This window comes from Paraburkholderia susongensis, assembly GCF_900177725.1.
Lineage (GTDB): Bacteria > Pseudomonadota > Gammaproteobacteria > Burkholderiales > Burkholderiaceae > Paraburkholderia > Paraburkholderia susongensis.
The window spans coordinates 781717-795401 of the sequence record NZ_FXAT01000003.1; the positions used below are offsets into that span (position 1 = coordinate 781717).

General features: G+C 59.5%; 13 protein-coding genes. 6 read left to right on the forward strand and 7 right to left on the reverse strand.

Annotation, left to right across the window (positions count from 1 at the left end; all coding sequences use genetic code 11):
- Positions 1–297 precede the first annotated feature (297 nt).
- A complete protein-coding gene (locus B9Z01_RS12560; protein ID WP_242665715.1) occupies positions 298–1566 on the reverse strand; it encodes an ATP-binding protein in 1269 nt (422 codons plus the stop codon).
- Between the two features lie 29 nt (positions 1567–1595).
- Positions 1596–2270 (reverse strand): response regulator, encoded by a 675-nt coding sequence (locus B9Z01_RS12565; RefSeq protein ID WP_064265614.1) that lies wholly within the window; start codon positions 2268–2270, stop codon positions 1596–1598.
- A gap of 293 nt (positions 2271–2563) precedes the next feature.
- Between B9Z01_RS12565 and B9Z01_RS12570 the strand changes: the two genes are divergently transcribed.
- The 4 genes from B9Z01_RS12570 to B9Z01_RS12585 all read left to right on the forward strand — a co-directional run bounded on the left by B9Z01_RS12570 (position 2564) and on the right by B9Z01_RS12585 (position 9152).
- Positions 2564–3724, forward strand: coding sequence for a TolC family protein (locus B9Z01_RS12570; RefSeq protein WP_085483331.1), 1161 nt, complete (start codon positions 2564–2566; stop codon positions 3722–3724).
- Positions 3702–4769 (forward strand): efflux RND transporter periplasmic adaptor subunit, encoded by a 1068-nt coding sequence (locus B9Z01_RS12575; RefSeq protein ID WP_143808904.1) that lies wholly within the window; start codon positions 3702–3704, stop codon positions 4767–4769. The genes B9Z01_RS12570 and B9Z01_RS12575 overlap by 23 nt, the downstream gene beginning before the upstream one ends.
- A 21-nt stretch (positions 4770–4790) precedes the next feature.
- The gene (locus B9Z01_RS12580; protein WP_085483334.1) at positions 4791–7835 is read left to right on the forward strand and encodes an efflux RND transporter permease subunit; all 3045 of its coding nucleotides are present in this window, start codon (positions 4791–4793) and stop codon (positions 7833–7835) included.
- Between the two features lie 105 nt (positions 7836–7940).
- A complete protein-coding gene (locus tag B9Z01_RS12585) occupies positions 7941–9152 on the forward strand; it encodes an MFS transporter (RefSeq protein ID WP_085483336.1) in 1212 nt (403 codons plus the stop codon).
- Between the two features lie 85 nt (positions 9153–9237).
- On the opposite strand, the gene B9Z01_RS12590 is transcribed toward B9Z01_RS12585, so the two are convergent.
- The 5 genes from B9Z01_RS12590 to bufA1 all read right to left on the reverse strand — a co-directional run bounded on the left by B9Z01_RS12590 (position 9238) and on the right by bufA1 (position 12191).
- Positions 9238–9537 (reverse strand): hypothetical protein, encoded by a 300-nt coding sequence (locus B9Z01_RS12590; RefSeq protein WP_075643431.1) that lies wholly within the window; start codon positions 9535–9537, stop codon positions 9238–9240.
- Positions 9538–9700: 163 nt separating this feature from the next.
- A complete protein-coding gene (locus B9Z01_RS12595; protein WP_085483338.1) occupies positions 9701–10180 on the reverse strand; it encodes a DoxX family protein in 480 nt (159 codons plus the stop codon).
- On the reverse strand, positions 10177–10992 hold the full coding sequence (locus tag B9Z01_RS12600; RefSeq protein WP_085483340.1) for an HvfC/BufC N-terminal domain-containing protein: 816 nt from the start codon (positions 10990–10992) through the stop codon (positions 10177–10179). The genes B9Z01_RS12595 and B9Z01_RS12600 overlap by 4 nt, the downstream gene beginning before the upstream one ends.
- Positions 10964–11854 carry an MNIO family bufferin maturase gene (bufB, locus tag B9Z01_RS12605; protein ID WP_085483342.1) on the reverse strand — a complete coding sequence of 297 codons (891 nt, stop codon included), beginning with the start codon at positions 11852–11854 and terminating at the stop codon, positions 10964–10966. The genes B9Z01_RS12600 and bufB overlap by 29 nt, the downstream gene beginning before the upstream one ends.
- Before the next feature lie 16 nt (positions 11855–11870).
- A complete protein-coding gene (gene bufA1 / locus B9Z01_RS12610) occupies positions 11871–12191 on the reverse strand; it encodes a BufA1 family periplasmic bufferin-type metallophore (protein WP_085483344.1) in 321 nt (106 codons plus the stop codon).
- Here bufA1 and B9Z01_RS12615 point away from each other — a divergent pair.
- Together B9Z01_RS12615 and B9Z01_RS12620 are read left to right on the forward strand one after the other, a co-directional pair.
- A complete protein-coding gene (locus B9Z01_RS12615; protein WP_244195996.1) occupies positions 12184–12984 on the forward strand; it encodes a sigma-70 family RNA polymerase sigma factor in 801 nt (266 codons plus the stop codon). The genes bufA1 and B9Z01_RS12615 overlap by 8 nt on opposite strands.
- The gene (locus B9Z01_RS12620) at positions 12981–13655 is read left to right on the forward strand and encodes an NrsF family protein (protein WP_085483347.1); all 675 of its coding nucleotides are present in this window, start codon (positions 12981–12983) and stop codon (positions 13653–13655) included. Before B9Z01_RS12615 ends, B9Z01_RS12620 begins: the two co-directional genes overlap by 4 nt.
- Positions 13656–13685 lie beyond the last annotated feature (30 nt).

The following is a 13685-nucleotide window of genomic DNA, read 5'->3' on the forward strand; positions in this document are numbered from 1 at the left end:
TTTTTACCACCAGGCATTCGTCGTAAGGCCGTCCGAACATGGACCATCCCGACGGAGTGAGCTGTATGCCGAGCAAGCTTGGGATTTCGTAGCGGCGGATATGAACGACCCAGCTACGAGGTTCGGCTGTCCTACTTTGGTATTCGAGCGTACGTCGCGTTAACGACGACGCGAACTCGCGAGATATGGCAGTGAGTTTCAAATGTTGTCGCGCGCGGTTGTACTCTCGATGCCTACCGCTGTTAATGGCTGGGCCCGTAAGTGGCAACCCGCGCGCCGGACCGCTTCCTCACGCCGTCAACCGTTCCGCCGCAATGGTTGAAAATAGCGCGCACGGAAACCACCGTCGGTATTTTCAAGCACGAGGCGCCCGCCGGTCCGACGAGCAATCTCCGAGACGATGGAAAGACCCAGTCCGCTTCCCGACGCTGCGGAATGGTCCAGCCGGTAGAACGGTTCCAGTACCCGCTCGAGTTCCACGTCTGGAATGCCCGGGCCTGAGTCGACGACTTCAAACATCACGTCGCTTCCTGCCTGAACGACGGACACGTCCACCTTGCCACCGACCGGCGTATATCGCACCGCATTGTCGACCAGGTTTCTCAGCACCACTGTGACTGACGACACGTCGATAATGGTGTCAAGTTCATCGAAGTGCTCGAACCCAAGGTCGATATCTTTCTCACGTGCGAGACCAATCGTGGCGTTGATTACATCGGTTGCCACTGCTCGCAATGAAACCGCAACGGGTCGCTCCAGCGCTCCCTGTTCAGACCTCGCCAGTTCGAGCAGTTGCTCCACCAACCTATGCGTGCGGCGCAATCCTGACTGCAAGACTACAAGCCGCTCGCGGGCGTCTGGCGACGTAATGGCTGCGCCAAGATTGCCCGCCTGCAGCGACAGCGCGGCGATTGGCGAACGCAATTCGTGCGCAGCGCTCGCGACGAACCGGCGCTGATGGGTGATGGCCTCTTTAAGTCGGGCAATCAGGCGGTTAATCGACCTGACGAACGGCAATGCTTCATTGGCTATCCCGTCCTCGGAGAGCGGTTCGAGCGACGCATCCGTTTGTCGGTCGACAACATTCGCCAGACGCGTGAGAGGGGCCAGCTTGGTTCTGACAATCACCACGACCACGATGAACAACCCCGGGAGAAGTATCAGCATGGGGACAAGCGTTCTCATCGAACCGTCCTGCGCGATTTCGTCACGCAACGCGGAAGGCTCAGCCACGGCGATTCGCTCGCCGCTGCGGAGCGTACGAATGTGGACGCGCCACCTTTGGCCGTTACCGTCCAAATCATGAAATCCATCTGCTAGCGAGTTGGGAATCACAAGTCCTGCGGCCGGTGTGTGTGTCGTCTCGTCGCTTAGCCTGTCGATGACGACCTTGAGGTCTGCATCCTGCGAACTCTCGACAGAAGGCCGAGAACCAGTAAATGCTAGCGCTCGGCTGTCAATAAGCGCGGCTATTTCCTTGAGCTGTCCGTCCTGCAGTTCTCTGGCCTCCTGGTAGGCGAACACGAACGACAGCGCGCAGGCAATCACACCCACCCCGCCAATCACGCAGCCAATCCAGGCCGACAGCTGCCACGTCAGGGAACGTGATTGTTTTCCTTGTCTACCAACCATCCCACACCCCGTACGTTGCGAATGACCGACGCCCCCAGCTTCTTGCGGATACCATGAATCACCACTTCCACGGCATTGCTCTCGACCTGCTCTTCCCACGCATAGACCTTTCGCTCAAGTTCGCTTCTCGACATGACAGTGCCAGGCTTCATCATCAGCGCGCTCAGCAGCGCGAACTCGCGACCGGTCAGGCTGCACTCTGTCTGACCATACACCGCGAGGTGTGTATTTGAATCCAGAGTCAGATTCCCGCTCGTCATTTTCGTGTCGCCATGGTCACCGAGTCTGCGAGTGACCGCCCTAAGGCGTGCGAGCAGCTCGCCGATTTCGAACGGCTTGACCAGGTAATCGTCGGCACCCGCGTCGAGCCCGGCAATTCTGTCGTCAAGACTGTCGCGCGCAGTGAGAATAATGACTGGAGCCTTGCTGCCTTCTGCCCTCAAGGAACGGAGCACGTCGATTCCATCACGCTTCGGCAGGTTCAAATCAAGGAGCACCACATCGTGCTCGCGTCCTATCAGCGCACCTGACGCCGAATCAGCATCGCATACCCAGTCGACCGCATAGGCGGCGTCCTTCAACGCCTGCACGATTGCGCCGCCAATCATTTCGTCGTCTTCTACGAGCAGAATTCTCATGCCTCTCACCGGTCGGCGGCAACTTGCTAAGTCAACACTAAGTCTCGCGCAGTAGTATCTGAAGCGTTTTTTTGCGCCGGATACCCATCGTGACCCATCGTACTTACGATACTAGGTTGCAATACCGCATTACCGCAACCGGTCAGCGACGTAGAGGTGCAAGTGCGCTCGCGCGGTTCGCTCAGCTGACGCTGACTGTAGCGTTAAGTGGATGTGCCTCGTATGCACCCAGGCCTCTTCCAGAGGCGCCGCAATGGTCTTATGACATAGCGACTACCGACGTTCCGCTGACGGTGGACCAGGTGGTCGAGCGGGCACTTAAGCAAAGCCCCGACATTCGGCGCGCTGAGCGGGAACTCGATATCGCCACCGCCAAAGAATATGCGGACGGCCTGTTGCCAGACCCAACGCTGACGTTCAGTACCGACCGCCCCGGAGCCGAGGGTTTTGTACCCGCGTTCATGGCCGGGCTCAGCTACGAGGTATCAGCGCTGGTTGACCGCCCTGCAAAAAAGCGAGCGGCGGCCAAAGCCAGTGAGAAGCAACAGCTCGCATTGGAATGGGTGAAATGGCAGGTCGCGAACCGCGCTTATGCGCTCTACGTCACTAACGTGAGCCTCCAGCGACTCGAAGGTGAAGTCGGGCAGCTTGTGGCGTATCAGAAGGTCGGCACCGAACGATTGCAAAAGGCCCTTGCACGCTCCGACGTAACACGCGACGCAGCCTTGCAGGCGGAAGTAGCGCACAACGACAACGTGCAGCAGCTAGGCACGCTACGACAGGAACGTCTCAGGGCCGAGCAGGACCTAGCCAGGCTGCTTGACATCCCGCCGGGGTCGCATTTGACGCTCGCGGCTCCGCCGGAGCCATCGGAAGTCCCACAGGACCTCGTCGTCCGCGCGCTTTCAGACCTGGGGCAGCGTCGCCCCGATTTGCTGGCTCTGCGTGCGGGGTACGACGAACAGGATGAACGCTATCGCGCAGCGCTTCTCGCACAGTTTCCACGGCTCGACATCGGCGTCACAAGAGGCCGCGACACGTCGGCCATCTATACCTCGGGACTTACCGTTTCTGTGACCCTGCCGCTGTTCAACGGCAATCGGGGCAATATCGCCATCGAAAAGGCCACCCGGGAGAGTCTCTATCAGGAATACGGGCAACGGCTCGACGACGCATATACCGCCGTCGACGCCATCAGTTCTGAACTGACTTTGCTAACTGAAAGTCTTCACAGCTCGCAGTCCACGGAAGCCGCGCTCAATGCATCGGTAAAACAGTTACGTCACGCCTATGGTACTGGCGACGTCACTTTTCCGGTGCTGGCCGACATCGAAGTCCGGCAACTGAATCAACGCATTGCGACAGCAAAGCTCGCCAATTCCATCCTTCAACAACAAGTCGAACTCTGTACCTTGATTGGTGTGAGCGCGATTGACCACCAACCGCTTCAATAGGTCGCCCATGACATCTGTCCGCCTGCTGGTCTTCATTGCGGCCATCGGCATCTGCTCCGTCGCCGGCCATCCTGCGTTTGCCGAGGACGTCGTGACGATGCCTGCGGTCCAGAAGCGCCTTGCATCCACCTTCTCAGCGCCGGCCCGCGTGCAGGCGGCATCCAATGCCGTACTTGGCGCGCCTACTGCCGGCGTCGTCTCCAGCTTGCGCCTGATTCCAGGTGAAGAAGTGCGGGCTGGGCAAGTGATTGCACGGCTAACCGGTCCCACCATATCGACTGATACCGCACGACTTGCGGCGGACCTGACATCGGCCCAGATTCGAGTGACGGCCGCGACCCAGGCCGCCGCTATCGAACAACAGAAGCTGGAGGAACAACTCAGTACTCGCGATGCGGTCATTCGCGCACATGCCGAACTCGACACCGCGCGTCAACAACTTGCAGCGGCGCAGGCGGCATCCCGCGGCTACGCAAATCTCACCACCATTAGTGCGCCGGCCGCTGGGATGGTGACGGCCGTAAGCGCTGCCGATGGTCAGTACGTGAGTGCGGGACAGGCGCTCATAACCATCGCGCCCACTACCGGCCTCTACGTAGTCGCCGACCTGTTTGGGAGCAATGCCAGCTTGATTGCGCCGGGAATGAAGGGCGTTTTTCTGCCAGAGAGCAACAATGCATTGATTCAAGTGGTCGTTCAGCGCGTATCACGCAGTCTGACCACACCCGGCCAGATGGAAGTCTGGCTCAAAGCTGGACCAGGCTACACGCTCGACCCGGGGGCGGTTGGCACCGTTTCTCTGACCACGTCCGACGACAAGCAAGTGGCTATCCCATCAGGCGCGCTCATTCTCGACGCAGGGCAATGGTGGGTACTCGTGCGTGACCGGAGCGGCAGCCGTCGACGCCAAGTCGTTCCGGGCCTGTCGGACGGCGGTTGGACATCTGTCAGGCAAGGTCTTGTGGCCGGCGAACGCGTCGTGACGCAAGACGCCTATCTTCTCTTTCACCAGGACTTTGCTACGCGTTATCAGCAAGCCGATTGACGTCGCTTTCGAAGAAGAACAATGCTCAACGATATCGTCAAGAGGCCGCTACTCTGGGTCATGCTCTACGGAGCCCTGATTGCGTATGGCATCTACGCGCTGTTGAACATTCACGCGGAAGTGTTGCCACAGTTCAATATGCCGCAAGTGAGCGTTGTCGCGCAGTTGCCGGGCGCAACAACGTTGGACCTGGAGGGGCTGATTGCCCGACCGGTCGAAGCCGAACTGTCGTCGCTCGCGTCATTGAGCGACGTGCGGACAGTCATAGGGCAAGGTTCCGTCAAGATTGAGGCGCGCTTTTCTGAAGGAACTTCCCCAGCAAGCGCCCTGCAGGACGTTAACGGTGTCATCGGTCGCATCAACAGTTCGTTACCCAAAGGTACGAATCTGACGACGGAAATCTCCGGCAATGCCATAAATGAGGTCGCGGACTACGCAATCCAGATTCCTGATGGCGTGGACGCGTCGCAAATCCAGCGTATCGTCGAGTCAAATTTCGCACCACGTATCCGGGCGGTCGCTGGTGTACAACGCGTGTCTGTCGCCGGACCCGGAGCAGACGCAATATGGGTGCGTCCCGACCTTGCAAAGCTGCAGCGTTTCAACGTCTCTGCGTCGGCGCTTACGACATCGCTCGACGCGGCGACCGCGATGGTGCCGAGCGGGTATGTCAACCTCGGACATCAGGACGTATTCATGGAAGGCAGAAGCCTGCCGACGAGTCCCTCCGACTACGCGCGCGTGCTCGTTGGGAACCCTGGCGCCACGTTGCCTCTAGGCGCTGTTGCTGAGGTCCTCCGGTCAGCGCTCCCGTTTCACCATTCGGTGAAACTCGATAACCGGCCGACCATTGCTCTGGTCGTTTTCAAGCAACCCGGGGCCTCGACCCTGCCCGTCGTCGACGAAGTCGATAAGACGCTGCAAGAACTGGAGCCGCAGTTGCCAGCCGGCGCACGCTTCGTGCGTATCTACAGTCAGGGTCATATTGTTGGTGTGGTTGCCTCTGACCTGACCAGGAACCTTGCCATTGGCGCCGTGCTTGCGGTTGCAGTGCTGTTCTGGATGCTCGGCGCCAGCCGCGGCATCTGGGCGCTAGCGTTGAGCATTCCGTTATCGCTGCTGCTCGGTATTGCTGGGCTGTACCTGATGGGGCAGACACTGAATCTGCTCACGTTCGGCGCCCTCTCAGTCGCGGTGGGCCTGCTTGCCGACGACGCCATCATCGTACTGGAAAGCATTTACCATCGCTGGGAAGCTGGCGACGGCAGGTGGGAAGGGGTTGCTCGTGGCTTGCGCGACATAGCCGGTCCTGACATTTCCGGGACGATGACGACCGTCGCGGTGTTCCTGCCGCTCGTGTTCGTGGGTGGCCTGGCGGGGCTGTTCTTTGTCCCGTTCTCTGTGGCGATGACAGTCAGCCTGGTTGCATCGCTCCTCATTTCGTTGAGCCTGATTCCGCTCGTGCTGGGGTTCATCGGACCACATGTCGAGAAGCGCGCCACGTCCGGTTCGCGCGCGGTTGCGTGGCTGAAGGGCCGTAATTTGCATCTGTTTGAATTTGCCCTGCGTCGTCCGCGCGTCTCGCTCTGGTCGTGCGTCGCCATTTTCGCGGTCTCGGTGGCCGGGCTTGTGCTGGTGCCCGTCGATTTCCTGCCGCTTCCGAACGAGGCAGTACTGCTCGAAAGCTTTACGCTGCCGCCCGGAACTTCATTGCATGACGCCCAGGACGCTTCGGACCGCATTACGCAGCGGTTGATTAGCCTCCCGCCTGTTGCGCACGTGTTTTCCCGCGTCGGGTCTGCTTCGGGAACGTCATACACCGAGCCCGCTTATGCCGGCGAGATTCAGATAGCGTTGAAGCCCAATGTGAACGCGAGCAGTCTGGACAAGGTCGGCAAGCAGGTTCTGGAGGCCTCAAAGCTCCCGGCGGTCCAGACAATCATTGGGACACCGACGCTCGAACGGGTGGGCGAAACGCTTTCCGGCCTGCCGCAACCGTTTGTCATCGACGTCTACGGCGATTCGATTGAAGCATTGCAGTCACTGTCGAACGAGGTTACGCATCGGCTCTCAGGCGTATCCGACCTCTCGGACGTCTTCAACAACGATGCCTATCCCGTAACGGAGTTGCAAATCACGCCCAATCCCGATGGTCTCGCGCTCCACGGCATTACGCCGGCGCAGCTCTTTTCCCAATTGCACATCCTGCTGGCCGGACAAACGGTTGCTAGCGTTCCAGAGGGCAATGGTCACCTGGATGTGTTCGTGAGACTCGCCGACCCCACGCATCTGTCCATCGAGCAGCTCAACCAACTTCCCGTAATGGCCAATGGGTGGGTCGCGTTGAAAGACGTGGCGTACGTCCACATGGCGACCGGGCCCAACGTTATACGGCACCTGAACGGACTGCGGGCGGTCGAGATTCTGGCGACACCCACTGCGCCGCTCGGTCAGGTCATTTCAGCTTCAAGGAAGGCCCTCGCGACGCTTCCCTTACCGGCGGGATACGAGGTGCGGTTTGGCGGTCTGTATCCGCAACTCGAACATGCTGCGCTCAACGTTGGCGTGGCAGCCGTAGTTGCTTTCGCGCTGATGTTGGGCATCCTGACGCTGCAATTCGATGGCCTCCTCGTGCCTGGACTTCTGCTGTTGCAAATGCCGTTGGCATTCTCGGGAGGGGCAATCGCTCTGGTGGTAAGTGGCGTTGGACTGAATGCCATCGGCCTGATTGCTTTTCTCACCCTGATTGGGGTGAGCTTGAATCACGGTATCGTGTTGCTGCAACTAGTGAAGCGAAACGAGGCACAGGGACTGTCCGTAGTCGATGCCGTGCGTGACGCTGTTGACGTGCGATTCCGGCCGATTCTCCTGACTGTGCTGACAGCCTCACTGGGCCTGCTGCCGACGGCACTCGGTTTCGGCAAAGGTGCCGCCCCTGAACAGGGACTCGCAATCGTTACATTGGGTGGGCTAATCTGGAGCGGCTTGCTCAGTACGAACCTGCTGCCAGCCCTTTATGTGTACAAGCGCGAGAGGCAACTTCGGAAAGCATCCCAGAGGCGTTGAGTTCGTGTAGAACATCGCCCTGTCATTGGCACGGTTTTATGATGGCGCCACACCCGCGCAGGGCTGTACAGCTGTTGAACCCGACAACCCTGGAATCGAGAAAAGATGCAGACCAATTCCACGCCGCGCGCCGGCACGCTTAGCCAAATCCCACGTGGTATCTGGATGCTCGGCTTTGTCAGCATGTTCATGGACATCTCGTCGGAAATCATTCACAGCCTTTTGCCGATGTTCCTGGTAACTGGCCTGGGTGCGAGCGCGATGATGGTTGGCCTGATTGAAGGCGTCGCCGAAGCGACTACGCCTATCGTGAAAATGTTTTCCGGCGCCCTGAGCGACTACCTCGGCAATCGGAAATGGCTAGCGGTCATTGGATACGGCATGGGCGCGTTGAGCAAACCCTTGTTTGCGCTCGCGCCGACGGCGGGCATCGTCCTGACAGCGCGCGTTGCTGACAGAATCGGCAAAGGTGTGCGAGGTGCGCCGCGCGACGCACTCGTAGCTGATATCACGCCCGCCCACCTGCGTGGCGCCGCCTATGGCTTGCGACAATCGCTCGACACAATCGGCGCGTTTCTTGGACCGTTGCTCGCCGTCGGGCTGATGCTGCTTTGGGCAGACAACTTTCGTCTCGTATTCTGGGTGGCTGTGATTCCGGGGCTCGTCGCGGTAGGGTTGCTGGTGTTCGGCATCAAGGAACCCGCGCACCATTCGGACGCGAAACGTATCAACCCGATGAAGCTCGAAAGCCTGAAGAAGCTGAGCCGGACTTATTGGTGGGTGGTGTTCATCGGAGCGGTATTCACGCTCGCGCGATTCAGCGAGGCATTCCTCATCCTGCGCGCGATGCAGGGCGGTGTACCGATTGCGCTGGTGCCGCTGGTGATGGTGGCAATGAACCTGGTGTATTCCGTCTCGGCCTATCCCTTTGGCAAACTGGCTGACTCGATGAGCCACACCGGACTACTCGCCATCGGCCTTGTGGTGCTGATTGCGTCGGATGTTGTGCTTGCACACGGAAGCCACTGGCCGGTCGTATTGCTGGGTGTCGCGTTGTGGGGCCTGCATATGGGGCTCACGCAGGGCCTGCTCGCGACGATGGTTGCACATGCAGCACCGCCAGACCTGAAAGGCACCGCGTTCGGCTTCTTCAATCTGATGAGCGGACTGGCGATGCTGATTGCAAGCGTCGTCGCGGGTGAGCTTTGGGACAGCATGGGCGCTGCGGCAACCTTTTACGCGGGTGCAGGGTTTTGTCTGCTGACTCTGGCGGCCCTCGCCATAGGCAGAAGTTTGCGGCGAAAGAACACCTTCTAGCGAAAAACGCATGCCTGACTACGGGAGGGTTCATGCCGTCGCAGCACAATACAAACGCTATGACTGAGCCCGGCACAACGATGCATCAGTCATCGTCATCCTCATGGTGGTGCTTGTACCAGCCACGATGCCGCCCATTGTCATGCCAACGGCGCCCCTCCCAGTATTCGCCCTGATATCCGTAGCCATAAGCTGGTGCCGGCGCGTACACGACCGGCGGCGATTCGTAGACGACCGGCGGCGGTTGGTAGACGACTGGAGGCGGTGCCATGTACACCGGGCCGGGTACGCCAAAATAGACGCCGATATCAGCGTGGGCCGAAGCCGCGCCGGATGCGAATCCTAAGCAAACCCCCAGCGCGGTTAAAACCAATGCCCGTTTCATGGTGCTCGTCCATTCAGGTTATGCGGACCGCCTGCGGGGGTCCGATACACCATCGTAGGCGACGGAAAAAGTGCTCGGTGAAACGAAGGAGTCTCTCCTGTAACCGTTTGTAATACGCGACGAGACCTAGCTACGGGGTTCCAGAACAAGCGCATTCATCGCGTTATACATTTGATGTTGGGCGGCTACTAAAGCGCCTGTATAACAGGTAGTCCAATGACCATTTTCCAGCGCCTCGGCACAGCAGAACCAGGAGCATCGCGGCCCACTGAATGTGCGTAGGCCATGCTTGCGGATACACGAACACCTCGATGACAGTTGTCATGCCGAGCAGGACCAACGCTACGGGTCGCGTCGCCAGGCCGAGCACAAGTAAAACAGGGGTTGTCAGTTCGATGGACACTGCCAGGTAGGCTGCAAGCTCGGGAGGAAGCAACGGCAGTCGATAGTCCTCCCTGAACAACTGGAGCGCGGCATTCCAATCGGCCAGCTTAGTCATCGCCGAGTTCCAGAAGACCGTGGCGACAGCAAGCCTCAGTGGAAGTACGAGAGCCGTGTGCGGCACCCGCTCCAGCCACCCAACGGCGCGTAGTACACGGTCAGTCAGTCTCGTACGATGAGCGGATTGGGATTCCGGCATCATGTGACTTGCCTCCCAATTGCCTGGCTGGATGCCTCGTTTGATAGGCAGATGTCGACGAAGCACCCAGATGCAAGAAGGTGTGCGAGCCAGACAGATGTCTCAGCGTCCGGCACGTCGACAAGGGCATCATGCAAGGGGCGCCCCGCAAGCAAGGCAGCCGTGAACCGGCATTGCCCTTCTGCCATCCGGTTCATCTCGACACCCGAAGGCCCTCGGTGGATATACAACCAGACCGGGTCGGCGGCCAGATTGATGTTTGCCAATGCGCTATCGTCCCGGGACAACACCGCGTGCCAGATGGCATCGACGGGAAAGGGCGACTCGCGTACCCGCGCTGCAGGACTCGGCAAAAACCGTACGGCTTGCATGTCGGCTCCATTCAGTTGCTCAAGGCGCCGTAGGTCAAGCGGCTTTGCATCTGGCGCGTGCAGGGCCTCATTCACGGCCCATTCGAGTCGTGCCGTATCTGGTAGATAAACAAGAGACGCCGCTTCGGGCATCCGCGCCAGAAATTCCGGAAACAACTCTCCGTAGCTGTCCAGCAAAGCGCTCGACGGTGGGCATTGCTCAATAAAAAGTCGAGCCGCGCCTTCGAAGAATTCGGACCCAACCAGAGCCTGCACCGCTGGATAGGTCAGCCGTAGTGCTGCAAGCAGCGTGCTGTTCGCCGTATTTCGATAGATGCCGAGCCGCGCCTGCGGAGCCAGGCCGTCGGCTACCACATACCCAGATGCGTCGCCATCGGCAAGCCCAAGCATGTCCCGGCGGACCGCGCGTTGCAGCTCAAGCAGCGTAGGTGCACAGATTGTCATTTCGCTGCCTCTCAATAGCGGCCTCTGCAATCGCGGCTTCTTCCATCAGAACCTCGAGTGCCGGGACATCGGTGTCCCATTCAATCAGCGTGGGAATGGGTCCAAAGCGCTTGAGGGCTTCCTCGAACAGGTCCCACACCGGAGGCGCGACTCGCGAGCCATGGTCGTCGATGCGAATTGTCTGGCCTTGGTCAAGCTGTCGGACGCTGTGGCCGGCCAGGTGAACCTCGGTAACCGAATCCGACGGCAGAGCATCGAGATAGGCCATGGCACTCCAACCGTGATTGCTGGCACTGACATAGATATTGTTGACGTCACAGAGGATGCCGCACCCCGTGCGCCGCGCGACCTCGGCGAGAAATTCCCATTCCGGGATGGTCGAGTGGCGGAAACGCAGGTAGGTCGATGGGTTTTCTAAAGAAATCCGCCACTGCAGGTGGGTTTGGGTTTGGTCGACGTGCATGCAGACAATCGTCAAAGACTCTTCCGTCATCGGGAGCGGCAAGAGGTCAGCGAGATAGATGCCGCCGCTGATGCTCCAGGACAGATGTTCTGAAACCAGTCCGGGCTCAACACGCCTGATGACGTCGCGCACACGCTCCAGATGCCGGACATCCATCGCTTCGGCGCTACCCAAAGAAAGTCCCACGCCGTGGAGCGAGATTGGGTAGTCGCGGCGGATGGCGTCCAGGTAACCTGGCGCGCTACCCCCGCCCATATAGTTCTCCGTATGGACTTCAAACCAGGCAGCACGCGGACGTCCCTCGACAACCTCACGATGATGTCGGAAGCGCAGCCCAACCCCGGCGCATGCCGGAATCAGGCCATGCGCGGATTGCGACGCAGCAGAAGCGGCATCCATGAACTCCTCCGTCCGCTCAGGAAGGCTTCAGCTTGCCGCCCTGGATTTTGCTGCAATCCCCCGCGGGAAGCAGCACGAATGATTTCGCGTCGCGTGCCTGGGTGGCTTGCCCTGCGCAGGAATGCGCTCCCTCCGCGCAGTCATTTTTCGATACGGCATTGATGCCGTAGCACTTCTCCAGTTTGTTCGCTTCCATCCGGGCCATGTTGTCCTTCACAACTTGCGGCATTCCGCTCATATCCTTCATGGTCTGGGCCTGGACCGGTACTACCTGCATGGCAAGTGCCAAACCGATTGCCGACGACAAGGTCGAGGCGGCCATAACATGTTTGTTCATCACGCTTCCTCCTGAGAGTTGCGGCCCGGCATTCCGGCCGTGTAAGGAAGTTCGGCCGGCAGCCGCAAAAGGTTACGGTCCGAGCAAACTTTTTCTGCGTGACAAACAGTCGTCCACGCCACAAAATTTCCACATGCCCCGGCATCCACATCCACCCAGTCCGGTTCCAGGTTCCGAGAGAGAGGACCTGGAGTCGTTCACGCCGGTCGGTCAGGCCGCGCCGGTTGCCAGCCGTGCTGACGGAAAACTGGACTGGTCCATCACCATGGCCAGCGCGCAAACCGGCGACCAGGAAGCCTATCGTCGGCTGCTCCAGGATATAACCCCCTATCTTCGTGCGCTCGCGGCACGGCACATCCGGAATGCCGATGACATTGAGGACACGGTTCAGGATGTGCTGCTCACCGTGCACTCGGTCCGCGACACGTATGACCCTTCCCGTCCGTTCGGGCCGTGGCTGGTCGCCATTGCAAACAGACGCATCGTCGACGGTCTGCGTCGGCGGGGACGCGTTTGCTCACATGAATCTTCCGTGGAAAATGGGCTTGAAACCTTTGCTGCTGATGAAGCGAACTTACAGGAAGAGGCCGTGAATGCCCGTCTGGTGAGGGAAGCTATCGAGCAATTGCCTGTCGGACAGCGCGACGCGATGCGCATGCTCAAGCTGGAAGAAATGTCTTTGCACGAGGCTGCGGCCGCAAGCGGAACATCGGTTGCAGCGTTGAAGGTCGCCACTCACCGGGCAATGAAACGATTGCGGGAAATGTTCCAGCGGCGAGGTAGCAAATCATGACTCGGACCTCCGACCTGATAGAAGTGCTGGTTTCGGATGCAACACCGGTCCGGCGCTTGCGGCCCCCAGCGGCAAGAGCGACCTGCTGGTTATTGTTTGCCGCTGTTGTGATGCTCTTCGTTGGTATCGCGCATGGGGTACGTGCTGACCTGGCAGTCAAATTGCATCAGCCCCTCTTCGCCATCGGTGTAGCTGCAGCCGTGGCAACAGGCATTCTGGCCGCCACAGCGGCCTTTCTTGCCAGCGTGCCAGGCAGGTCCCGCCGTTGGCTTCTGTTGCCTGCACCGGCAACTCTCGCCTGGGTAGCTACGATTGGCTATGGTTGCCTGACCAACTGGGTCGCGATTGGACCGGAAGGCATGTCGCCTGGCGAAACGGCCAGATGCTTTGCTACTCTGGTATTGGTCGGTACGCCCCTATCGCTCGTGATGCTGATTATGCTGCGCCACGTCGCTCGACTGGCACCGGGTCCGGTCACGATGGTTGGAAGTCTCGCGGTCGCCGCCATGACTGCAGTTGCATTGTCGATTCTCCACCCGCTTGACGCAACGGCCATGATATTGCTGTGGAACCTTGGCGTCGCCGGGCTTTATCTGCTGCTGAGTGGCTGGTATGGTCAGCGACTTTTAGGCTGGGTGGCGCACCACTGGAGCCTGGGTACCCCGCACTAGCGCCAAAGAAAGGTCCTCAAATCAAGGTGC

Bases quoted from the DNA above. Each gene is read 5' to 3' on its own strand.
- B9Z01_RS12565 (WP_064265614.1), bottom strand. From the start codon at position 2,270: ATGAGAATTCTGCTCGTAGAAGACGACGAAATGATTGGCGGCGCAATC.
- B9Z01_RS12580 (WP_085483334.1), top strand. From the start codon at position 4,791: ATGCTCAACGATATCGTCAAGAGGCCGCTACTCTGGGTCATGCTCTAC.
- B9Z01_RS12585 (WP_085483336.1), top strand. From the start codon at position 7,941: ATGCAGACCAATTCCACGCCGCGCGCCGGCACGCTTAGCCAAATCCCA.
- B9Z01_RS12590 (WP_075643431.1), bottom strand. From the start codon at position 9,537: ATGAAACGGGCATTGGTTTTAACCGCGCTGGGGGTTTGCTTAGGATTC.
- B9Z01_RS12595 (WP_085483338.1), bottom strand. From the start codon at position 10,180: ATGATGCCGGAATCCCAATCCGCTCATCGTACGAGACTGACTGACCGT.
- B9Z01_RS12600 (WP_085483340.1), bottom strand. From the start codon at position 10,992: ATGACAATCTGTGCACCTACGCTGCTTGAGCTGCAACGCGCGGTCCGC.
- bufB (WP_085483342.1), bottom strand. From the start codon at position 11,854: ATGGATGCCGCTTCTGCTGCGTCGCAATCCGCGCATGGCCTGATTCCG.
- bufA1 (WP_085483344.1), bottom strand. From the start codon at position 12,191: ATGAACAAACATGTTATGGCCGCCTCGACCTTGTCGTCGGCAATCGGT.
- B9Z01_RS12620 (WP_085483347.1), top strand. From the start codon at position 12,981: ATGACTCGGACCTCCGACCTGATAGAAGTGCTGGTTTCGGATGCAACA.